The organism is Rhodococcus sp. no. 34, assembly GCF_054589475.1.
The window spans coordinates 69,733-91,341 of sequence record NZ_BAAILK010000023.1 but is presented as its reverse complement, the minus strand read 5'-3'; the positions used below and the strand labels follow the sequence as shown (position 1 = coordinate 91,341).

At 63.6% G+C, this 21,609-nt stretch carries 17 protein-coding genes and 1 pseudogene; 8 read left to right on the top strand and 10 right to left on the bottom strand.

Annotation, left to right across the window (positions count from 1 at the left end; all coding sequences use genetic code 11):
- Nucleotides 1–69: 69 nt before the first annotated feature.
- Nucleotides 70–1,278 (top strand): MFS transporter, encoded by a 1,209-nt coding sequence (locus ACYP01_RS06390; protein WP_161120812.1) that lies wholly within the window; start codon nucleotides 70–72, stop codon nucleotides 1,276–1,278.
- Here ACYP01_RS06390 and ACYP01_RS06385 read toward each other — a convergent pair.
- The 3 genes from ACYP01_RS06385 to ACYP01_RS06375 are packed head-to-tail and all read right to left on the bottom strand — an operon-like array spanning nucleotide 1,275 to nucleotide 4,715.
- Nucleotides 1,275–2,729, bottom strand: a complete 1,455-nt coding sequence (locus tag ACYP01_RS06385; RefSeq protein WP_042449833.1) for an MFS transporter — start codon at nucleotides 2,727–2,729, stop codon at nucleotides 1,275–1,277. The two genes, ACYP01_RS06390 and ACYP01_RS06385, sit on opposite strands and share 4 nt — an antisense overlap.
- Nucleotides 2,730–2,778: 49 nt before the next feature.
- On the bottom strand, nucleotides 2,779–3,438 hold the full coding sequence (locus tag ACYP01_RS06380) for a response regulator (protein WP_003940972.1): 660 nt from the start codon (nucleotides 3,436–3,438) through the stop codon (nucleotides 2,779–2,781).
- Complete coding sequence (locus tag ACYP01_RS06375; protein ID WP_037125680.1) at nucleotides 3,435–4,715, bottom strand: ATP-binding protein; 1,281 nt, start codon at nucleotides 4,713–4,715, stop codon at nucleotides 3,435–3,437. Before ACYP01_RS06375 ends, ACYP01_RS06380 begins: the two co-directional genes overlap by 4 nt.
- A gap of 236 nt (nucleotides 4,716–4,951) precedes the next feature.
- Here ACYP01_RS06375 and ACYP01_RS06370 point away from each other — a divergent pair, with 236 nt between their 5' ends.
- Nucleotides 4,952–6,337, top strand: coding sequence for a PspC domain-containing protein (locus ACYP01_RS06370; RefSeq protein WP_459678985.1), 1,386 nt, complete (start codon nucleotides 4,952–4,954; stop codon nucleotides 6,335–6,337).
- Nucleotides 6,334–6,567, top strand: coding sequence for a hypothetical protein (locus ACYP01_RS06365; protein ID WP_042926362.1), 234 nt, complete (start codon nucleotides 6,334–6,336; stop codon nucleotides 6,565–6,567). Before ACYP01_RS06370 ends, ACYP01_RS06365 begins: the two co-directional genes overlap by 4 nt.
- A gap of 55 nt (nucleotides 6,568–6,622) precedes the next feature.
- On the opposite strand, the gene guaA is transcribed toward ACYP01_RS06365, so the two are convergent.
- Entirely contained in the window at nucleotides 6,623–8,194 is a 1,572-nt protein-coding gene (guaA, locus tag ACYP01_RS06360) for a glutamine-hydrolyzing GMP synthase (protein ID WP_007727510.1), read from the bottom strand.
- Nucleotides 8,195–8,561: 367 nt separating this feature from the next.
- Here guaA and ACYP01_RS06355 point away from each other — a divergent pair, with 367 nt between their 5' ends.
- Entirely contained in the window at nucleotides 8,562–10,331 is a 1,770-nt protein-coding gene (locus ACYP01_RS06355) for an Ig-like domain-containing protein (protein WP_459678982.1), read from the top strand.
- Nucleotides 10,332–10,382: 51 nt separating this feature from the next.
- Nucleotides 10,383–12,140 (top strand): Ig-like domain-containing protein, encoded by a 1,758-nt coding sequence (locus ACYP01_RS06350; protein WP_003940813.1) that lies wholly within the window; start codon nucleotides 10,383–10,385, stop codon nucleotides 12,138–12,140.
- A gap of 69 nt (nucleotides 12,141–12,209) precedes the next feature.
- On the opposite strand, the gene ACYP01_RS06345 is transcribed toward ACYP01_RS06350, so the two are convergent.
- The 3 genes from ACYP01_RS06345 to guaB all read right to left on the bottom strand — a co-directional run bounded on the left by ACYP01_RS06345 (nucleotide 12,210) and on the right by guaB (nucleotide 16,828).
- Nucleotides 12,210–13,964 carry a GMC oxidoreductase gene (locus ACYP01_RS06345; RefSeq protein WP_003940689.1) on the bottom strand — a complete coding sequence of 585 codons (1,755 nt, stop codon included), beginning with the start codon at nucleotides 13,962–13,964 and terminating at the stop codon, nucleotides 12,210–12,212.
- 173 nt (nucleotides 13,965–14,137) lie between these two features.
- Nucleotides 14,138–15,277 carry a GuaB3 family IMP dehydrogenase-related protein gene (locus tag ACYP01_RS06340; RefSeq protein ID WP_003940976.1) on the bottom strand — a complete coding sequence of 380 codons (1,140 nt, stop codon included), beginning with the start codon at nucleotides 15,275–15,277 and terminating at the stop codon, nucleotides 14,138–14,140.
- A gap of 27 nt (nucleotides 15,278–15,304) precedes the next feature.
- Nucleotides 15,305–16,828, bottom strand: coding sequence for an IMP dehydrogenase (gene guaB, locus ACYP01_RS06335; RefSeq protein ID WP_003940903.1), 1,524 nt, complete (start codon nucleotides 16,826–16,828; stop codon nucleotides 15,305–15,307).
- 243 nt (nucleotides 16,829–17,071) lie between these two features.
- On the opposite strand from guaB, the gene ACYP01_RS06330 reads away from it, so the two are divergent.
- The gene (locus tag ACYP01_RS06330; RefSeq protein ID WP_003940777.1) at nucleotides 17,072–17,476 is read left to right on the top strand and encodes a DUF5319 domain-containing protein; all 405 of its coding nucleotides are present in this window, start codon (nucleotides 17,072–17,074) and stop codon (nucleotides 17,474–17,476) included.
- Between the two features lie 102 nt (nucleotides 17,477–17,578).
- Here ACYP01_RS06330 and ACYP01_RS06325 read toward each other — a convergent pair whose 3' ends face one another.
- The 3 genes from ACYP01_RS06325 to ACYP01_RS06315 form a co-directional block, all read right to left on the bottom strand.
- Nucleotides 17,579–18,517 carry an anti-sigma-D factor RsdA gene (locus ACYP01_RS06325; RefSeq protein WP_230359675.1) on the bottom strand — a complete coding sequence of 313 codons (939 nt, stop codon included), beginning with the start codon at nucleotides 18,515–18,517 and terminating at the stop codon, nucleotides 17,579–17,581.
- Entirely contained in the window at nucleotides 18,501–19,079 is a 579-nt protein-coding gene (locus ACYP01_RS06320; RefSeq protein ID WP_003940953.1) for a sigma-70 family RNA polymerase sigma factor, read from the bottom strand. Before ACYP01_RS06320 ends, ACYP01_RS06325 begins: the two co-directional genes overlap by 17 nt.
- A 175-nt stretch (nucleotides 19,080–19,254) precedes the next feature.
- The gene (locus ACYP01_RS06315; protein ID WP_372482290.1) at nucleotides 19,255–19,953 is read right to left on the bottom strand and encodes a hypothetical protein; all 699 of its coding nucleotides are present in this window, start codon (nucleotides 19,951–19,953) and stop codon (nucleotides 19,255–19,257) included.
- Nucleotides 19,954–20,721: 768 nt separating this feature from the next.
- Between ACYP01_RS06315 and ACYP01_RS06310 the strand changes: the two genes are divergently transcribed.
- Together ACYP01_RS06310 and ACYP01_RS06305 are read left to right on the top strand one after the other, a co-directional pair.
- Entirely contained in the window at nucleotides 20,722–21,018 is a 297-nt protein-coding gene (locus ACYP01_RS06310) for a WhiB family transcriptional regulator (RefSeq protein WP_003940939.1), read from the top strand.
- Between the two features lie 192 nt (nucleotides 21,019–21,210).
- A pseudogene (locus ACYP01_RS06305) lies at nucleotides 21,211–21,609 on the top strand (fasciclin domain-containing protein); the annotation flags it as partial.

Genomic DNA, 21,609 nt, shown 5'->3' with positions numbered 1-21,609 from the left:
TGGTTTCAACATGTGAAACCACGCGAGTAGCGTCGGCATCGTCGAACAGCGTAGAGATCGGAGGGCACCATGACGCAGGCGTCGCGGCTGGAAAAGACGGCCGTCTCCCCGAAGGCGTGGACGATGCTCGGAATCGGCGTCGCAGCCCAGGCCGCAGGCACCGTCTTCGTCAGCACCCCCGCCTTTTTGATCCCGCTTCTGCATTCCGAGCACGGCCTCTCGTTGACGCAGGCCGGAACTCTGGCCGCTGCACCCACTTTCGGCATGGTTCTCACGCTGGTGGCGTGGGGAGCGATGGCTGACAGATTCGGCGAGAAATGGGTCATCTCCATCGGGCTCGGCCTGACGGCGATCGCCGCGCTGGCCGCGACCACCACCGACAACTACACCCTCCTCGGGATCGCATTTCTGCTGGGCGGAATGGCTGCGGCGAGCACCAACGCTGCCAGTGGACGTGTTGTGGTCGGCTGGTTTCCCAAGGATCGGCGCGGCCTCGCGATGGGAATCCGGCAGATGTCACAGCCCCTGGGCGTGACCATCGCGTCGCTGACCATCCCGACTCTCGCTGCGAACGTAGGAATCGGTTCGGCCGTCGGACTGTCGGTAGCTCTCAACGGCGTTCTCGCCCTGATCTGCGCCGTCGCATTGATCAATCCCCCGCGGCCGGCGGCGCGGCCCACAGACATCCCGGTCGAGACGATCAACCCTTATCGCTCGAACTGGTTCCTGTGGCGCATTCACGTCGTCTCGGCACTGCTGGTGTTTCCGCAGTTCACCCTCTCGACATTCGGTCTGGTCTGGCTGATCAGCGAGCAAGGATGGGACGCTGCGCCCGCTGGGCTCCTGATCGGGATCTCCCAGTTCGTGGGTGCACTCGGACGCATCGTTGTCGGCATCTGGAGTGATCGCGCCGGAAGCAGAGTAGGCCCGCTGCGGTTGGTTGCCGTCTCCGCGTCTGCGGTCATGTTGGCAATGGCGGCAGCCGGCGCAGCGCCTTGGGGCGTTCCCGCCTTGATCCTGCTGCTGGCAACCACTATCAGCGTCGCCGACAACGGTTTGGCATTCACTTCCGTCGCCGAAGCTGCCGGGCCGAAATGGCAAGGAAAAGCATTGGGCGCACAGAACACCGGGCAGTTCATTGCCGCGTCAGCAGTGGGCCCGGTGGTCGGTGCGCTGATCGGCGCGGTCGGCTACCCGCTCGCCTTCGCGATAGTCGCGGCATTTCCCGCCGCAGCAATTCCCTTGGTGCCCAGCCGCGATCGCGACATCAGCGTCTAGTCCCTCATCGGATTCGGTTGCACTGCAGGTCCCGTCAGATCACAATGCGGCTTGCAGGCAACCGAATCCGCTTCCTGAACAGGCTCTACTGTCGGAGTTCGGATCAGCGTCGCGGCGATCGCTGCACCGACCAACAGCAGTGCCACACAGATGTACATCGCGTACCGGAACCCGTCGGAGAAACTCGTCGGATCGACCAGACTTTCGGCGTCGATACCCACGAGGGCAGGCAAGGCCGCGACGGCAAGAAGTTGGCTCGTGCGAGCAACGGCATTGTTCACACCGGATGCGATTCCGGACTGCTCCACCGGTACCGAACCAAGCACCGCGGCGGTCAAAGGCGCGACCATCACCGCCAGGCCGAGCCCGAACACCAGAACTCCCGGCAGCACGACGGTCAGGTACGACGCATCCGGGCCGATCCGCGTCATCAACACCAACCCCACCGCGGCAACGGCGGGCCCGACCGTCATCGGCAACCGCGGTCCGTGCGTCTGCGCGTAACTGCCCGCGCGCGAAGACAACAGCAGCAATGCCAAGGTGATCGGTACCGTTGCGACGCCGGCAGCCACCGGCGAGTACCCGGCAACCAATTGCAGTTGCAGCACGAGCAGGAAGAACACACCGCCCAGCGCCGCATAGACCGCAAGGGTCACCAGATTGGCCGCGACGAACATCCGCGAGCGGAACAGGGACGGCGGCACAAGGGCACTCGGTGAGCGTCGTTCCACCACAACGAACAGGCAGAGCGCAATCACTCCGATCAGCCCGACTATCGGGTTGACCTCGATCAGCCCGTACGTCAGTGCGCCGAGACCGACTACTGCGCAGGCAGATCCGACCACGTCCAGGTGCTCGGGCGGATGCGGGTCGCGGCTCTCCGGTACATGGCGCACCGCTGCCCACACCACGACGATCGCCAGCGGGATATTGAGCAGGAATACCGATCGCCATCCCGCCACTTCCACCAGCCAACCACCGAAAAGCGGTCCGATGGCGCCGGCAACACCACCTAAACCCGACCACAATCCGATTGCCGCGCCGCGGTCCTCCTCACGAAGTGACGCGGAGATGATGGCAAGGCTGCCAGGTGTCAAGAGCGCAGCTCCCACTCCCTGCAGGATTCGTGCAATCACCAGAAACGTGATGTCCGGTGCAATTCCGCAGAGCAACGACGCGACCGCGAACCAGACCGTCCCCCACACGAATACCCGTCGCCGACCCCAACGATCACCGAGGGCTCCCCCGAGCAGAATCAGCGACGCCAAGGCCAAGGTGTAACCGCTGAGCGTCCACTGCAGTCCGGCGACACCGGAACCCAGTTCTTCACCGATGTGAGGAAGAGCAATGTTGACGACGGTGCCGTCGAGGAGAGCCATGCTCGAGCCGAGAACGGTGGCGGCGACAACCCAACGCCCACGCTTCGACGCGAGCGCCAGTGGTTCCGTCATCGGTCCATGGTGCGCCTTCACACGCAATCGCGAAAGAGCGCGCGGGAATTCAGTCGATCTGGCGACGATGTGCCCAACGCGTCAACGCATTGCGATTGGACTGCTGAGTCTTTCGCAGGACGTTCGATGCGTGAGTCTCGACCGTCTTCACGGAAATCACCAGGTCCTCGGCGATTTCACGGTAAGTGTACCCACGTGCCAGCAATCTGAGCACTTCGAGTTCTCGCGGAGTCAGCGAGTCGAGTTCCGGATCGAGTTGCGGCTCGGGTGCGTTGGAACGCCCGGTGAAGGAGTCCAGTACGAAGCCTGCCAGGCGAGGCCCGAACACTGCGTCACCACCGGCAACGCGTCGTACACCCTCGGCCAGTTCGGATCCCGAGATCGTCTTGGTCACGTACCCGCGCGCACCGCCGCGGATCACCGCGATCACATCCTCGGCCGCATCGGAAACGCTGAGCGCCAAGCACACCGGGCCGGAATCGATTCCGCGCAGAACTGCCACTCCACCACCGTCAGGCATGTGGACATCGAGCAGAACGACATGCGGTTTCGTCGAGTTGATACCCGCGATCGCCTCAGCGACGCCACCGGCTTCACCGACTACGTCCATGTCTGCCTCGCGCGAGAGTTCCGCCCTCACCCCGGAGCGGAACACTGCATGATCGTCGACAAGAAATACGCGGTACGGGGGCGGCGCAAGCGAAGTCACTGGGGCTGTTCCTCGGGGTTGTCGACACGGTCAGCAGTCTGGTCCCACTTTAGAGCAGAGTCACCGAGCGGCATGTGCACGCGGATCTCGGTGCCCTTTCCGATGTCGGATCGAACCACGACGCGGCCACCCCGTCGCTCGATGCGACCACGAATCGACTTGGCCAAACCCTGACGGTCCTCCGGCACCGCATTGACGTCGAATCCGACTCCGCGATCACGAACGAACACACTGACCTGGTCGCCCTCGACCTCGGCGAAAAGATTGATTTCCTTCTCCCCCGAGTGCTTTGCCGAGTTCACGAGAGCTTCACGCGTCGCACCGAGGAGCGCGGTGAACGCTTCCTTGGGCAGACCGTTCTCGACGCCTTCGCCTTCGAGTTGTACGTCGCCGACCGTGACGGGGCGGACCGTGACGCCATGCTGGTCCTCCACTTCACCGGCGATGATCTTCAGACCTTCGGTCAGGCTCGTGTGGTCGATATCCCCGCCGCTGAACAACCACTTGCGCAGCTCGCGTTCCTGACCACGGGCCAGGCGCGCCACCTCTTGCGGATTGTCGGACTGCTTCTGAATCAGCGCCAACGTCTGAAGTACGGAGTCGTGCAGATGCGAGGCGATCTCTTCACGTTCGTCGTTGCGAATTCGGGCCGCACGCTCGGCGCCGAGAGCCCGCCACATCCGCAGCCACAGCGGCACCGTCAACAATCCGACACCGATCAGCGTCACCACCACGGCCAGCAGGGACGAGCGCAGTGCTTCGAGGTCGACCTGAGCGAGGACGACGACGCCGAGACCCAAGATGATCAAGGTCGCTCCCCCGACCACCCGCGCCCACGTGAGAACGGTAGGCCGCTGCGGCAAGCCGATGACGGTCCGGGGACCGTCGGAGTCGAACTCGCGCCACACCAAAGCGGCACCGATCGCGACGACGAAGAACGGTGCGAGCACCGAACCCGCTGTGCCGCTGAACAGCCAGGACAACGCGGCTGCGCCGCCCAATCCGAGTGCGATCAATCCGTACGCCCGCTGCCGCTCGGCCGCGGACGGCTTCTGGGTGTCCGTGCCGGCTGAGGTGAAGATCCAGAGGGCGCCGTAAATCACGATGCCGGATCCGGCCATCGCCGCCAGAATCGCGAAGGCGACTCGAACCTTCAGGACGTCGATCCCGAGATGATCGGCGATACCGCCTGCAACACCGGCGACGATGCGACCGCCGGAGCGCCGCTCCAGCTTTCGCAATGGAACACCGCCTGGAATGGGCACACCCTTCTTCATGGGTACGGCATGCACCGGTACCCCGTTGACGGGCGGGCCTCCCGTGAACCCGGGAGCGGGACCGCTCACGAACGGCGGATCTGACAGATATTGCACATAGTCGATACTGGCACGAACCACTCGCAGTCACATCAGGGTCCAACCCTGAATCAGGGCGGCGCCCCTGGCCCCGATCGTCACAAAGATCAGGGTTGGCCCTGATGCGCGGAGGCCGCCCCGGAAGCCAGGATTGATTCATGAACAATCCGACTTTCCAAGAACAGATCCAGGATCTGTGGCGGACCCGCCCCGTGCGTCTGCCGGCACAAGGTCACGTGGCCGGGGTATGCGCCGGAATCGGATACCGGTACGGCATCGACCCCATTCTGGTACGTGTCGCGTTTGTGGCCTCCACTATTTTCGGCGGCTCAGGCATCCTTCTCTACCTCGCCGGGTGGTTGGTGCTCGCCCGCGCCGGTGACGGATCGTCCCCCGCACAGTCGTTGATGGGCCGCGGACACAGCTCCGATTCCAGTACCAAGACCATCGTCTTGTTGGTGGCTCTCGCCATCGCGGCTACGACCGTCGGGCCTGTCGGCGTCGGCCTGGGTGGTTCCGGTCTGATCGGGCTGATTCTGATGGTCGGAGGCCTGTGGCTGCTCTACCAACGAGCGCCGGTCCCGCCTGCACTGCCACAGAGCACGTCACCGTACGTCGGCGCGGGTACCGCGTATCCAGGCACGGGATTCACGCCCGGGCCGTTCACTCCCGGATACTTCGCACCCAATCAGCCGCCCGTGTACACGCCGTACACAAAACTCCCCGACAGCTACGTGCCCGAGGAACGGCCGGCCGAACAGTCACCGCAATCTCAGGCCGATCATCCGACGATCAACCTGTCGAAGGACCCGAGCGCTTCAGCCGCCGCCAATCCGACCGAGGTGATCGGCGAGGCCGCCATCACACCGCCCTCCTGGGATCCGCTCGGCGTCGCTCCGTTCGCCTGGGATCTCCCGGACCCGGCAGTCAAAGCCACGCCGCTGCTGCCTTTGCCACCACGTAAGCGTCGCTCGCGATGGACGCTGACAGTGCTCGGACTCGCGATCATCGTCGCCGCCGTCACCGGGGCAGCGGGCGCGGCAACCGGCAACGAGTGGTTCACTCCCGGCCGAGTCGGTGCTGTCGGACTCGCCGTCATCGCGCTCGGCCTGATCCTCGGGGCATTCTTCCGCAAGGGGTACGGCCTGCTGGTCGTCACCGGACCGCTCGTGGGTTTCGTGCTTCTCGCCTCGTTGGTCTACCCGATCGATTTCGACGCCTCGGGTGAGCAAAGATGGACTCCGGCAACCGCTTCCGAGTTGGAGCCGTCGTACTCGGGAGCCTTCGGAAGGTTCACTCTCGACCTCAACGGGGTCAAGTTCACCGAGGACAAGACCATCGACGTCGCGGCGTCGTTCGGTGAGTTCGTCGTCATGGTGCCACCAACCGTCAACGTCAAGAACAGCTGCACCGTCGTCATGGGTGACGGATCCGGTTGCCTCGACGGCGGAATACACCCGGGCCGTGATGTGACACCGGATTCGCCCACACTGACCATCAACGCCAAAGCTACGTTCGGCAGTCTGAAGGTGACGCAATCATGAGCGACTACGACGAGACCACAGAGCACGACGAGACCCGAGAATCCAAGCGCCCCTCGGCACTTCTGCTGATCGCCGGACTGGCCGCACTACTGGTCAGCGTGTGGGCGTTGGTCGGGCCGTTCTCTCTGGCGCCGGCAGCGAACATTCAATTCCGTTGGCTGTTCGTCGGTGCCGCCGTCGTGGCAGGACTACTGCTGGTGATTCTGCCGAATCGGCGCAACCGGAAGTAAAACTGCTGTGCGCCTTTATTAACCGCGGGGGGTTAATAAAGGCGCACAGTTGTTTTTACTCCCACTCGATAGTTCCCGGTGGCTTGCTCGTCACGTCGAGGACTACGCGGTTCACGTCCGCAACCTCGTTGGTGATTCGAGTCGAGATGCGCTCGAGGGTCTCGTACGGCAGACGCGTCCAGTCCGCGGTCATCGCGTCTTCACTCGAGACCGGACGCAGCACGATCGGATGACCGTACGTCCGTCCGTCACCCTGCACGCCCACGCTTCGGACGTCGGCGAGGAGAACTACCGGGCACTGCCAGATAGTTCCGTCCAAGCCTGCAGACGTAAGCTCTTCGCGCGCAATGGAATCTGCCTGACGCAGGATCTCGAGGCGATCGCGGGTGACCTCACCGATGATGCGGATACCGAGTCCGGGACCGGGGAACGGCTGGCGTCCGACGATCTCTTCCGGCAGGCCGAGTTCGCGGCCCACTGCACGGACCTCGTCCTTGAACAGCAGACGCAACGGTTCGACCAACTTGAACTGCAGGTCTTCCGGCAGCCCGCCGACATTGTGGTGGCTCTTGATGTTTGCAGTTCCCGTGCCGCCGCCCGACTCCACGACGTCCGGGTAGAGCGTGCCCTGGACGAGGAAGTCGACGGTCGCACCATGAGATGCGTTCTCGCCCAGAACATCACTGACTGCGCCTTCGAAGCTGCGGATGAACTCGCGGCCGATGATCTTGCGCTTGGTCTCGGGATCGGTGACGCCTGCCAGCTCACCGATGAAGGTGTCCGCGGCATCCACGGTGATCAGACGAGCGCCGGTTGCCGCGACAAAATCCTGCTCGACCTGCGTGCGCTCACCGGCTCGCATCAAACCGTGATCGACGAAGACGCATGTCAACCGGTCGCCGATTGCGCGCTGAACCAAAGCCGCAGCGACAGCGGAGTCGACGCCTCCGGACAGACCGCAGATGGCGTGTCCGTCTCCGACCTGCTCGCGAACCTGCTCGATCAGCGCATCGGCGATGTTCGACGCCGTCCACGCTGCCGGAATACCGGCAATCTCGTGCAGGAAGCGGCTCAGGACCTGCTGACCGTGCGGGGAATGCAGAACCTCAGGGTGGTACTGCACACCGGCGAGCTTGCGGGCGCGGTCCTCGAACGCCGCGACGGGAGCACCGTCGCTGGTCGCGGTCACCTCGAAGCCGGAAGGCGCTTCGGTGACGGCGTCACCGTGGCTCATCCACACCGGCTGCGTCGAGGGAAGACCGTCGTGGAGCAATCCGCCGGATACCGCGATGTCGGTACGGCCGTATTCGCGGGTACCGGTCTCGGCGACGGTGCCGCCCAGGGCGCCTGCCATTGCCTGGAATCCGTAGCAGATTCCGAAAACCGGAATGTCGTGATCGAACAGTGCGGGATCAAGCTTGGGAGCACCGTCTGCGTAGACACTCGAGGGCCCACCCGAGAGCACAACAGCCAAGGGGTTCTTGGCCACGATCTCCTCGACGGTCGTGGTGTGCGGAATCACCTCCGAGTAGACCTTGGCTTCGCGAACTCGCCGTGCGATCAACTGCGCGTACTGCGCCCCGAAGTCGACGACAAGAACTGGTCTCTGCTGCTCGATATCTGCCACAGGTGCAGTCTAATCGCCGCAGCCAGCGCTTCTGCGCATGCATGGACTCAGCCCGCTACTCGGCCGAGCGAGCGCGAGGTACGTCACTACAAAGGCCGCCCCTCAGAACTGCGCGGCGACCTCGCGCGGATCTAGACCACCGTCCAGGTCAACGGCGCCCCAATCACCCGCACCTTAGCTTCGGCAATCAATTCGGCAGCATCATCGCAGGCCAGAGCCCGAAATGGACGAAGGGTGAATTTTCTGGACGTTTGACCGATTCGCCTGAACCAAACGTCCAGTAAAGGTAATCTCGCCCGTCAAGTGATCAGGATCACGATCGCAAACGGCCGGCGCCGCCGAACGGCGCTCACCTCGAGGAGGACCTGTGCGTCGATTCATACGACGACTCGCCATACCTGTCGCGGCTGTGACGGCTGCCGCCGGACTTCTAGTCCTCGGCACGCCGGCCACCGCTGACGAAGCCCCGCCGACCACTTTCACCGGCACGACCGACAACCTGATCTTCACCAAGAGTGTCATCGGGAACGCGGCAGTTCACCCAGGCGACACCGTCACGTACAAGACCGAGATCAAGCACAACGAAAGCGGCATCGAACGGTCGATCGCAAAGATCCGTGACATCCCGCCCGCAGGATTCGTCCTCGTGCCGGGCAGCGCCAAGGCCACCTACCTGGGTGTGACCAACCGGGCCACGATCAGCAACGAATCAGACGGCGGAGTTTCCGCGAAGTGCTCGAGCGGCTGCACCTTCCTGGTCGGTGGATTCGTCGTCAAGAAGAACCAACCCGTCACACTGGAAGCGACCTACACGGTCCCCGTCGGCACAGCATTCGGGACGTACGACAGCGGCATGCTCTTCGACGTCAACGCCTTCAGCACACAGCAGGGTCTCAACCCGATCAACGTCAACGTCCAGGTAGTCGACCCGTCTGTCGCCACCGGAACCACACTGGTTGCACCGGCAACGGCGAAGGTCGGCACGCCGGTCGACCTGACCGCGACAGTTGCGCCGTCCGACGCGAGCGGCACCGTCCAGTTCAAGGACGGCGGCAACGACATCGGCTCACCGGTCCCGGTTTCGGGCGGTAGCGCCACCCTCTCCCACACTTTCGACAGCGTCGGCGCCCACGACATCACCGCCGCGTACAACGCCGGTCCGGGATTCCACAGCTCGACCTCCGGAGTCCAGACCGTCGACGTCTCCGCGGACACCACCACCACGATCTCGGCCCCGAACGCCGCGCTGGTAGGTGACAGCATCACCGTGAGCGCTGTCGTCACACCGGCAAACGCCGTGGGCACGGTGCAGTTCAAAGACGGCGAGACCAACCTCGGCGCACCGGTGGCTGTAGTCAACGGGACGGCTTCCCTGACCCGCAGCTACGACGCTTCGGGCACCCACAGCTTCACCGCAGTGTTCACCGGCGAGGCCGGCTACGGCGATTCCGTCTCCACCGCAACCCAACTCGACGTCAGCGATCCCGACTGGGGAACCACGACCACCGTTGTCGAACCACTCACCGCTGTTGTCGGTGAACCGACCAACCTCTCGGCCACCGTCTCCCCCATCCCGAGCAGCGGAACCGTGACGTTCAAGGTCGACGGCGCCGAGGTCGGTACCGCACCGGTCGGCACGGGTGACGGCGTCGCGATCCTCCCGCACACCTTCGCATCAGCGGGCGCTGCAGCCGTGACGGCAGAGTTCTCCGGCGGAACCGGATTCATCGGCTCCACGTCCACGTCGTTCACTGTGAACGTCACCGATCCCGTACCCGCCCGCGCCGACACCACGACGTCTCTGACCGTCAGCGGCTCGGCTCAGGTCGGAAAGGCATTGCAGCTCAAGGCCACCGTCGCACCCGGAACAGCAAACGGAATGATCCAGTTCAAGTCCGGCACGACGCCCATCGGCGCACCCGTTGCCGTCGTCAACGGCGTCGCGACACTCACGCACACCTTCGACGACGAGGGAACGTTCGGCCTCACTGCCAACTTCGTCGGCGACGCCGGTTGGAAGAACTCCGTCTCCGGCCCGACGGTCGTGCAGGTCGGCACCGCACCGACCGACGGCGGCGGCACCGGAAGCGTGGACACCGGTTCGCTCAGCGGCCTCATCCCGCTCTTCGGAAGCTAGTCCCCCACATCAGCTTTGGACACCACTCCCGTACCCAGCTCAGGAGAATCCATGTTCGTGTACTCCAGACGTCGCATCGCGGCGCCGATCGCCGCCACGGCACTCGCCAGTGGCGTCATCCTCGCGGGAATCCCCGCATCAGCGGCCCCCGTGACAACAACCTTCGGCACGAGTTGCCTGGCAACCCCGTCCGCTGTCGCCGGTCCGACCACGCAGTCACAGTCCGGCTCGGTCATCGTCGACGCACCGGAATCCATCGGCGCCGGTGAGACCTTCGAGGTCACCATCCAACCCGGCCCCATCGCCTTTCCCGGCTCCGCTTCCGGGGCGACCGTCCAGAACGTCTCCCGCATCAAGGTCGACGTCGACGTTCCTGCGAACGCCACCCTGGTGGAAGCCACCATCGTCCCCGGCACCTCGGCGGGGCTCAGCGGTGTCGCGCCGAACATCCTGCGCGTCAACGAGAACGGCAACGTCGATCCCAACGGAACGATTCTGCGCCTCTCCGGAAACAACCAGGTCATCGGAAACAGCCCCAGCTCGAGCATCAACTCCGAGGGCGGCATCGTTGTCAAGGCGACCGGCAAGAACGTCGACGGTTCCAACAATGCCGACGGCTACACGCAGTTCCAGCTCCCCCAGGTCAAGGCAGTTCTCAAGGCCGGCGATTCAGGGGACGTCGCGATGAAGGTACGCACCGGCGGCAGCGCGGGAGCGTGGAACAACGATCGTAACTTCCTCACGTTCCTCCCCAAGGCCACCCTGGTCATCACCGCCTGGGCACCCACGCGATGCACCCCGCGTGACGCCGAGAACGGTCCGCTCAACAGCGGCGCAGGCCCCCTCGCCACGACGCGGATCATCGAGGCGGACAAGGCAACCACCACCACAGTCGTCGGACCGGCCAACGCCAAGAACGGAACTCCCGTCACCCTGTCAGCCAACGTGAGCGGCGGCGCAAACGGTGGAACCGTCCAGTTCTTCGACGGCGACAACCCACTCGAGGACGCCGTGCCGGTAACCGGAGGGTCGGCCAGCATCTCCCCGACCTTCACCGAGGACGGACCGCACTCCATCACCGCGAGCTACAGCGGAGCCCCCGGGTTCCTGGCGTCGACGTCGGCGTCGGCCAAGATCGTGACCGTCACGACCGATGCACCGCCGGACGCCGTGACCACTACCGCCACGGTGTCGCCGTCGACCGCGAAGGTCGGACAGGACGTCAACCTGACTGCCAAGGTCGATCCGCAGGGTACCGGCGGCACCGTCGACTTCATCGTCGACGGCACCGAAACGGTCAGTGCTCCGGTCGGAACCGACGGAGTTGCCGTCGCTCCGTACACCTTCACCTCGACCGGAACGCACAAGGTTGTCGCGAAGTTCACGGGCTCACCAGGATTCGCGCCGTCCGCTGCCCCGGCATTCCCGGTCAGTGTGACGACGCCGGCTCCGGCCGACGTCGAGACAACCACGGTTCTCGACGCTGTCGGAACTGTTCAGAAGAACACCCCGGTGACGCTCAAGGCAACGGTCGATCCGTCCGGCGCCACGGGCAAGGTCCAGTTCAAGGTCGGTGACACCCTCATCGGTGGACCGGTCGACGTGGTCAACGGTGTCGCAACGGTACCGGCCACCTTCTACAACTCCGGGACCTACAGTGTCACCGCCGAATTCGTGGGCGCTTCGGGCTACACGGCCTCCGCATCCGCGCCGCAGACCCTGACCGTCCCCGGCGATACGGACGGCGGGCCCGGAGGCGGGACGGGCAGCCTCGACCTCGGCACTCTGTTCGGGTCGCTAGGAGGCTGACACTCTGAAACAGAGATGGGGCGTGTCGTCGAATCCTCGACGACACGCCCCATCTTCGTTCGCGGCGAACTATCCGGCTGCCGGCTCCGCCGGAACAGCGGTAGCTGTCTTGCCTCCGGTGATCTTCACGATCGGCAGGACCAGCGCGGCCGGAGCCGACGCCGGCACCACAGGCGACTTGGGTGCAATCGGAGCCAAACGCTCGTAGCCGCTGCCCTGGGCGGGACGCAGGTCGGTCTCCCCCTTGTTCGGCCACAGCGAGGCCGAGCGCTCGGCCTGAGCGGCAATGGTCAGCGACGGATTCACGCCGAGGTTGGCCGAGACCGCTGCGCCGTCGACGACGCTGAGCGTCGGGTAGCCGTACACGCGGTGGTACGGATCGATGACGCCGTGATCGGAATCCGACGCGATAGCGCAACCGCCGAGGAAGTGCGCCGTCAGTGGAACGTTGAAGATCTCGCCCCACGTGCCGCCCGCGACGCCGTCGATCTTCTCGGCAACTCGACGCGTCGCCTCGTTGCCCTCCGGGATCCACGTCGGGTTCGGCTGACCGTGGCCCTGCTTGCTGGTGACCTTGCGTCGACCGAACAGGCCCTTCTTCGTGTACGTGGTGATGGAGTTGTCGAGGTTCTGCATGACCAACGCGATGATCGTGCGCTCACTCCAGTCCTTGACCGTCAACATGCGCAACATCTGGTACGGATTCTTCGCAACCACACCGAGGAACTTGATCCATCGGGGCGTCTTGCCGCCGCCGTCCGTCATCAAGGTCTGCAACAGGCCCATCGCGTTCGATCCCTTGCCGTAGCGGACCGGCTCGATGTGGGTGTCGCTGCTCGGGTGGAACGACGAGGTGATCGCCACTCCGCGGGTCAGGTCGAGTGCGGGATCGACCTTGTACTTGCCTGCGCCGACAATGGATTCGGAGTTCGTTCGAGTCAGCTCGCCGAGCTTGTCGGAGAGCTTGGGCAGCGCTCCGGTGTCCTTCATGTCGAAGAGCAGATGCTGAGTGCCCCACGTTCCGGCCGCGAGAATGACGTTCGCAGCCGTGTAGGTGCGGCGGTTCTTTCGTCCGAATGCACCGGTTCGCTCGGTGAACACGTCCCACGAACCGTCGCGAGCCTCACGAAGCCCGGACACGGTGGTCATCGGAATGATCTCGGCGCCGGCTGTCTCGGCAAGGCCCAGATAGTTCTTGAGGAGCGTGTTCTTCGCTCCGTGACGGCAGCCCGTCATGCACTCGCCACACTCGATGCAACCGGTGCGCTCGGGTCCGACGCCGCCGAAGTACGGGTCCTTCGCTTTCTTGCCCGGCTCACCGAAGTAGACGCCGACAGGGGTCTGGATGAACGTGTCGCCGACGCCCATGTCGTCGGCGACGGACTTCATGATCTCGTCAGCGGGCGTCATGTGCGGATTCTGCACGACGCCGAGCATCTTCTGAGCCTGCTCGTAGTACGGGGTGAGCTCGCTTCGCCAGTCAGTGATGTGCGCCCACTGCTTGTCCTGGAAGAACGGCTCCGGCGGCTGGTACAGCGTGTTGGCGTAGTTCAACGACCCGCCGCCGACGCCTGCGCCCGCGAGAATGAGGCAGTCGCGCAACAGGTGCACGCGCTGAATGCCGAAGCACCCCAGCTTCGGAGCCCAGAGGAACTTCTTGAGATCCCAACTGGTCTTCGCGAAATCTTCGTCGGCATACCGTCGGCCGGCTTCGATGACGCCGACCTTGTAGCCCTTCTCCACGAGACGAAGCGCGCTCACGCTTCCGCCGAACCCGGATCCGACGATCAGTACGTCGTAGTCCGTTGCCCGTTGCTTGCCCATCAGGACACCTCCACCGTGAACCGTAGTTACCCGCCAGTATGCACCTATCCCTTGTGACTACCACCACAAGGGGCCCCATAAGCGTAACCGCAAGTATCAGGAACGGAAGAAAGTCCTGCACAACGAACTGTGGCCCCGGTTCACGAAGAACCGGGGCCACAGAAAGGTACAAACTACGCGCGGACTGTCAGCCCGACCTTCTGGAACTCCTTGAGATCGGAGTATCCGGCCTTCGCCATCGACCGACGGAGACCACCGACGAAGTTCAGCGAACCGTACGGATCGTCCGAAGGGCCGCTCAGAACCTGGTCCAGACTCGGACGCTCACCATAGGAAACCGGAAGAAGTGCTCCACGCGGAACCGAAGGATGAGCCGCAGCGGACGGCCAGTACCAGCCACCACCCGGCGCCTCGGCGGACACGGCCAGCGGCGTGCCCAGAACGGCAGCGTCGGCACCGCAGGCGATGGCCTTCGCCAGATCACCCGAAGTTGCGATGTCACCGTCGGCGATGACGTGGACGTAGCGTCCACCCGTCTCGTCGAGGTAGTCGCGCCTGGCTGCTGCAGCATCGGCAATGGCCGTGGCCATCGGAACGCCGATGCCCAGGACCTCACCGGTGGTGGTTGCACCCTCGGTAGACCCGTACCCGACGATGACACCGGCAGCGCCGGTACGCATCAGGTGCAGCGCGGTGCGGTGGTCACTGACCCCACCCGCGACAACCGGAACGTCGAGTTCCGAGATGAACGTCTTGAGGTTGAGCGGTTCCTGCTCGGTGTGCACGACGTGCTCGGCCGAGATGATCGTGCCGTGGACGACCAGGAGGTCGATTCCCGCCTTGATCAGCTCCGGCGTCAGTGCGCGCGCATTCTGCGGGCTGACGCGAACGGCAGTGGTGACCCCCGAATCACGGACCTGCGCCACCGCAGCTGCCAGAAGACCGGCCTGCAGCGGAGCCGCATGCAGCTCCTGCAGGTAGCGGATGGCCGCGTCGACGCCACCGTCCTTCTCGGCGATCTCGACGAGACGCCGGAGCTTCTCCTCGACATCGGGGTGACGGCCCCACAGGCCTTCACCGTTGATGACACCGAGGCCGCCGCGCTTACCCAACTCGATCGCGAAAGTCGGCGAGACCAACGCGTCGGTGGGATGTGCGAGGACAGGAATGTCGAACCTGTAAGCGTCGAGCTGCCAAGCAGTCGACACCTCCTTCGACGAACGAGTTCGCCGGGAGGGAACGATGTTCACATCGTCCAACTCGTAGGTACGTCGGGCCGTTCGACCCATGCCGATCTCAACGAGGTCGCGCACGCGCGCCCCTTTCTCGTGTACTGGTTGCTAACGAGCGGTGTAGTTGGGTGCTTCGACAGTCATCGTGATGTCGTGCGGATGGCTTTCCTTCAAACCGGCCGCCGTGATCTGGACGAACTGAGCGTTCTGCAGGTGCTCGATCGTCGCCGACCCCGTGTATCCCATGGCAGCGCGCAGACCACCGGTGAGCTGGTGCGTCACCTGCGAGAGCGGGCCACGGAACGGAACACGTCCTTCGATGCCTTCCGGAACCAACTTGTCCTCGGAAAGTACGTCGTCCTGGAAGTACCGGTCCTTGGAGTACGACTTGGCCTCGCCACGCGACTGCATCGCGCCGAGCGAACCCATTCCGCGGTAGCTCTTGAACTGCTTGCCGCCGACCAGAATCAGTTCGCCGGGCGATTCAGCGGTACCGGCCAGGAGTGAACCCAGCATGGCCGTCGACGCACCTGCGGCAAGAGCCTTCGCAATGTCACCGGAGAACTGGAGTCCACCGTCGGCGATGACGGGCACACCGAGAGGCTTGCACGCGGCAACCGCTTCCAGGATGGCCGTGACCTGAGGGGCACCGACACCGGCGATGACGCGGGTGGTGCAGATGGAACCAGGGCCGACTCCGACCTTGACGGCGTCGACGCCGGCTTCGACCAGTGCCAGAGCACCCGCGCGCGTAGCGACGTTGCCACCGATGATCTGAACCCGCTCGCCCAGTTCACGCTTGAGCTTGGCGATCATGTCGAGAACGTTGGACGAATGCCCGTGCGCACTGTCCACCACGAGTACGTCCACACCGGCATCGGTGAGCGCCATCGCGCGCTGGAAGGCGTCATCGCCGGCACCGACTGCAGCGCCGACGAGCAGTCGACCGTCACGGTCCTTGGTGGCGTCGGGATGCTGCTCGGTCTTGACGAAGTCCTTGACCGTGATCAGACCGGTGAGCTTGCCGTTGCCGTCGACGATCGGCAGCTTCTCGATCTTGTGCCGACGAAGAAGACCCAGTGCCACGTCAGCGGTGACGCCTTCCTGAGCGGTGATCAGGGGCATCTTGGTCATGATCTCCGCGACCGGGCGGTTCTGGTCGACCTCGAAACGCATGTCCCGGTTGGTGACGATGCCAACCAGCTGGCCGGCGTCGTCGGTGACAGGCAGACCCGAGATGCGGAAACGAGCGCACTTCGCATCGACCTCACCCATCGTGTCGGTCGGCTTACACGTGACGGGATCGGTCACCATGCCGGCCTCGGAACGCTTGACCGTCTCGACCTGTCCTGCCTGGACCTCAACCGACGAGTTGCGGTGCAGAACACCCATGCCGCCGGCGCGTGCCATCGCAATTGCCATGCGCGACTCGGTGACGGTGTCCATCGCAGAACTGACCAACGGAATCCGCAGACGGATGTCGCGGGTCAGTTGACTGGACGTGTCGACCTGGCTCGGGATGACGTCGGACGCAGCAGGCAACAGCAGCACGTCGTCGTATGTCAGTCCCAGCATCGCGACCTTGTTGGGGTCGTCTCCTCCGGTGTGTACATGTCCTGCAGAACTACTCATGCGGTCAGGACCCTCCATGGACCTAGATTCGCCCAGGGCGACCGCTGTAGCAGCCGCCTCGAAACGGATTACGAAAGCTGGATATCGGATAGAAGGCGCCTGCACGGAAAGAAATTCCTGGCACCTTTTCCCGGCGTTGCACACCATGGTATCGGCTCACTCAAAGGTCCGAACCATCCCACCCACGCTGCGTGTACGCGTAACAAGTGGCGCTGACCCCCCTGACCTGCGTACCGTGGTGCTGTGCGTGATCAACTGCCCCCCGGTCTGCCGCCAGATCCCTTCGCCGGCGACCCAGCTGACCCCTCCGCGGCTCTCGATGCCATCGAGCCGGGCCAACCACTCGACCCCCACGAACGCCAAGCGGTCGAGGAGGATCTCGCTGACCTCGCTGTTTACGAGGCACTCCTCGCTCACCGCGGTATCCGCGGTCTCGTAGTCTGCTGCGAGGACTGCCAACAGGATCATTACCACGACTGGGACATGCTGCGCGCAAACCTGCTGCAGCTGCTCGTGGACGGAACCGTCCGCCCTCACGAGCCTGCCTACGACCCGATGCCTGAGGCATATGTCACGTGGGACTACTGCCGTGGATACGCCGACGCGTCGATGAACGAGGCAATGCACGGCGACGGTTTCGACAGCTGAGCGAAACCTCACCCAAGCTCATACGAAAGTGGCCGACAAGCAATTGCTTGTCGGCCACTTTCGTATGAATTCAGATCGGAACGATGCCGATCAGAGCGGGTCTCAGGGCGGCGGTGACGAGAAATCACCGGACGGCGACGAGGCAGGCGCCAGAGACGTCGTCGTCGTGGTGGTGGTCGTTGTCGTCGTGGTTGTCGTCGGCAACGAGGTCGGAGGCGTCGAGGAAGCCGACGTCGGCGGCAACTGCAGCTGCACTCCCGGATCTGGTTTGGTCGAACTTGTCGGTTCGCCAGGTCCCTGAGGATTGAGCGGTTTGACCGAGGAGCCCGGAATTGCCGTGATCGAAGTGGTCGGGCCGGCCGGCTGACCACTCGTCGGCGGCGGCGCTACAGGTGACGTGGTCTCCTGGACCTGCGTCATCAACTTGCCCCAACGCTCGACGAGGTCGGTCTTGTCCTGCGAGTCCTTGACCGCATCGGCACGGTGAGCTGCGTTGTCCAGCACCATCTTTGCCGCAGGAATGTCTCCGGCAGCCAACAGCCGCTCGGCCTTTTCCAGCTCGGAAGTCGTGTCGATCTTCGCAACTGTCGAGTTGGCCTCGTCGGCGAAGACGACCTGCTTGACACCCCACAGGGCATCGCCGGGCTGGGCGTCGTACGCCATCGCCGTCGCGCCACCGAAGACCACTGCTGCAACAGCTGCAGCGGCGGCGATCGGACGAACCACACGCAATCGAGAACGGGAACGTGAACGCTGACGATCGGAGAAGCCGGACGGCGTCGCTGTGATTGCAGCGATGACATCGTCCAACAACGGACCCTCGGGCATCGGAGTCGCAACGACATCGTCACGCCATTGCGAGAGGATCAACGCAAGTTCGTACTGTTCGGTGCTATCGGTTGCTACCGGCCCACCATTCGAAATGGATTCGATCAGCGCATCGTCACGCCGAACCGCAGCCAAATCCACTGGCGTACCGTCGTCGGCGAGATCACCGAGATTCGAAGCGTCATGCCCCTCGTCTCTAGCCAAAGCTCTCACCTGCTTTCGTCACTTCTTTTTTCAGTTTCGCGATCGCTCTGTGCTGAGCGACTCGTACAGCTCCGGCGGTACTACCGACGGCGACGGCCGTTTCCTCGGCCGACATCCCGACCACCAGGCGAAGTATCAAGATTTCTCGATGCTTCTCCGGAAGTGTGCCGAGAAGTTCGTGCATCTGTCTGCTGGACTCCGAATCGAGAGCTCGCTGTTCGGGACCATCATCCAGTGCTATTACATCCGGTACTTCGGAAACGGGCTCCGACTTGTTACGGGCGGAGCTTCGATGTGCGTCCGCAACCTTGTGAGCGGCAATTCCGTACACAAAGGCCATGAACGGGCGTCCCTGGTCCTGATATCGCGGCAGCGCGGTCATCACGGCCAGACAGACTTCCTGTGCGACGTCGTCAGCGGACAGGTGTCCTCTCTCGGCCGCACCCACTCGACCGCGGCAGTAGCGCACCACCATCGGTCGGATGTTCTCCAGAACCAAAGCTAGAGCTGTACGGTCGCCCTGCGCAGCAGCGGCGACCGCGGTGTCCAACTCATCGCTCGTATTTGTCATCGTCAGCGAAAATCCTGGCGTTACAGTGGCACCTCCCGAGCGGGTGTGCTCCCGCTCTCAGCGGAACCCTCTAAGAGTAACCATCCGGACCGACTGGTCTCCGCATACCTGCCCAGCAGTCGCGATATCGATACAGCTCCTTCTGGAATGTTCTCCGGAGACTTCGGTGGAGTGGTTACGACAAAGGTAGGAGTGATCCACCACGCATCGCAATCAGATCGCCGATCTCCCGGGCACTCGGTGAGGTTCTCTCACCGCTGACACCTTCGATCAACAGAGACGACGCCCAGGCCAGGGGCAGCAGGCCGTATTGCCGGCACCGCGCGAACACATCTGCTGCCATCTTCACGGCTGCGCTCGCGTCTGTTCCGGTCAGCGCGGCGCTACGCAGCAGATCCGACTTCACGCGGTGCCGCACAGACTCCGATTCCGCTGACAATTCGACGGCGCGTTCTGCGTGTCTGCGGGCACGAGCGAAGTCGCCTCCCGCCAACGCCAATTCTGCGGAGACCCATTCGATCCGAATTTCCTGCCGCCACAGCCCGCCCTCGACATCCAGACGCGCCCGACATTGCGCCAGCAGGCGCCAGCCGAGCGGGAGCCTGCCACAGCCGAGGGCGTCTGCGGCCAGACCGGTCAGAGCGTCACAGGCAGCCTCTGGATCACCTGGCAGGCCGCCGACGATCGCCAGTGCGCGCCCGTCCCACGTGGACGCGAGTGCATGGCGTCCGCTCTGGCGAAGAAACGACGCCCTCGTGCTGGCAGACAGAGAGGCAAGAACTCGATCCGAGTGCGTCGAGAACCCGGCCGTGAGCCGATCGAGGACATCCAATGCAGCCCGCGCTCTTGCGTAGTGGCCCTGACCACCCAGCACTACTGCCGTTGTCCACCAATCTCGGGTAGAGCAAGGCGCCGGGAGGCGGGCGAGATCCGGATCCGCACCGAACGCGGCAGACTCGAGGGACCCTGGAAGTGCAGTTGTTTCGTTGGGCACAGGTGATTGAGGGCGCGCAGGTGTCGACACAGGTTGATCATCGCAGCAGCACGAGCAGACATTCGCACGACCGGCGTCACACCAACGATGCCAAAAGTCGCACGAAACACGAAAAGGCAAGTTTGTCGGAGTTAATCAGATATTCAACTGAGATTTGCCAAATGTACTCGTAATGATATTTAACGGGCATATATCCGTGACGTTAACTGCGCATTACTTATTGGACGGATGTCCTAGTTGAAAATTGGGCACTAAGTCCCGAAATGGAGCGCAACCCCGCCCACGCAATATCGGACAAATGACGCAAACCGAGCCGAATGACTGAGTGGTTTCGCCGGGCGATCAGCCTCGAACATATCCCTGATCTGTGGGTTTCGCATCTCGAGCAGCCAGGCTTGCCGGCCGCCACCTCGATCGACCCAATTTCGACATCGGCGCAGAACAACGCACGAGGGGCCCGAAATGTAAATATATACTTCGTTAACTCTCGCATTTCGATATATGCCGATCGCCACTGAACGAGCCTATTGACGCGATTTACTCAGCACCCTTACGGTTAGCAAGCGTGAACGATTCAGAAGGCCCGGATAACCTCCGGGCAACTTGGTCCGCTCGTTGATCAACGCGAGCTTGCAGTAAGGAGTCAACATGCCTGCACCGAATCACCTTCCAGGCCCCAACGCAGACATCTGGGACTGGCAGATGCACGGTCTGTGCCGCGGAGTCGACTCCTCCATGTTCTTCCATCCCGATGGCGAACGCGGTAGAGCACGTGCCCAGCGCGAAACCCGCGCAAAAGAGATGTGCCGTCAGTGCCCGGTCCTGATGCAGTGCCGCAGCCACGCGCTGACCGTCGCCGAGCCGTACGGCATCTGGGGAGGAATGTCGGAAACCGAACGTGAACTACACGCGCGCCACCGTCGCACCACCCGCATAGCTTCCTGATACACGTAGGTAGAGCGCACTAAGCCCCCGAGAGTTTTCGGGGGCTTTTGCGTGTGGACGGGACACCGTCGAAAATGCGTGTGGACGGGACACCGTCGAAAAGAATTCCCGACACGACCCATCCGACCGACGCCCGCCTCCGAATGCCTTCTGACAGTGCACCTCAGCACATCCCTTCAGGAAGGCAGACCCATGAACACCTCTACTCGAGTTCTGGCAGTCACCGCAGCAGCCTCTTTCGCCGTCTTCGGCGTGGTCGGTTGCTCCTCGGACGACAACGATTCGTCGACCGACACGTCCAGCGCCGCCATGACGTCTTCTGCCATGGGATCGAGCATGTCTCCCAGCAGCGCGATGGCAGAGCCCGCTTCTGATCTGGTCGGTGCAGGTTGTGCCGACTACGCAGCTGCAGTGCCGAGCGGCGCCGGATCGGTCAGCGGAATGGCCCAGGATCCGGTTGCCACAGCGGCATCCAACAATCCGTTGCTCACCACCTTGACCGCGGCAGTCTCCGGCCAGCTCAACCCGGACGTCAACCTGGTCGACACCCTCAACGGTGGCGAGTTCACCGTCTTCGCACCGATCGACTCG

What these genes read in the sequence shown, in the direction of transcription:
- ACYP01_RS06390 (WP_161120812.1), top strand. Translation starts at nt 70, where the DNA reads ATGACGCAGGCGTCGCGGCTGGAAAAGACGGCCGTCTCCCCGAAGGCG.
- ACYP01_RS06385 (WP_042449833.1), bottom strand. Translation starts at nt 2,729, where the DNA reads ATGACGGAACCACTGGCGCTCGCGTCGAAGCGTGGGCGTTGGGTTGTC.
- ACYP01_RS06375 (WP_037125680.1), bottom strand. Translation starts at nt 4,715, where the DNA reads ATGAAGAAGGGTGTGCCCATTCCAGGCGGTGTTCCATTGCGAAAGCTG.
- ACYP01_RS06370 (WP_459678985.1), top strand. Translation starts at nt 4,952, where the DNA reads ATGAACAATCCGACTTTCCAAGAACAGATCCAGGATCTGTGGCGGACC.
- ACYP01_RS06365 (WP_042926362.1), top strand. Translation starts at nt 6,334, where the DNA reads ATGAGCGACTACGACGAGACCACAGAGCACGACGAGACCCGAGAATCC.
- ACYP01_RS06350 (WP_003940813.1), top strand. Translation starts at nt 10,383, where the DNA reads ATGTTCGTGTACTCCAGACGTCGCATCGCGGCGCCGATCGCCGCCACG.
- ACYP01_RS06345 (WP_003940689.1), bottom strand. Translation starts at nt 13,964, where the DNA reads ATGGGCAAGCAACGGGCAACGGACTACGACGTACTGATCGTCGGATCC.
- guaB (WP_003940903.1), bottom strand. Translation starts at nt 16,828, where the DNA reads ATGAGTAGTTCTGCAGGACATGTACACACCGGAGGAGACGACCCCAAC.
- ACYP01_RS06320 (WP_003940953.1), bottom strand. Translation starts at nt 19,079, where the DNA reads ATGACAAATACGAGCGATGAGTTGGACACCGCGGTCGCCGCTGCTGCG.
- ACYP01_RS06310 (WP_003940939.1), top strand. Translation starts at nt 20,722, where the DNA reads ATGCCTGCACCGAATCACCTTCCAGGCCCCAACGCAGACATCTGGGAC.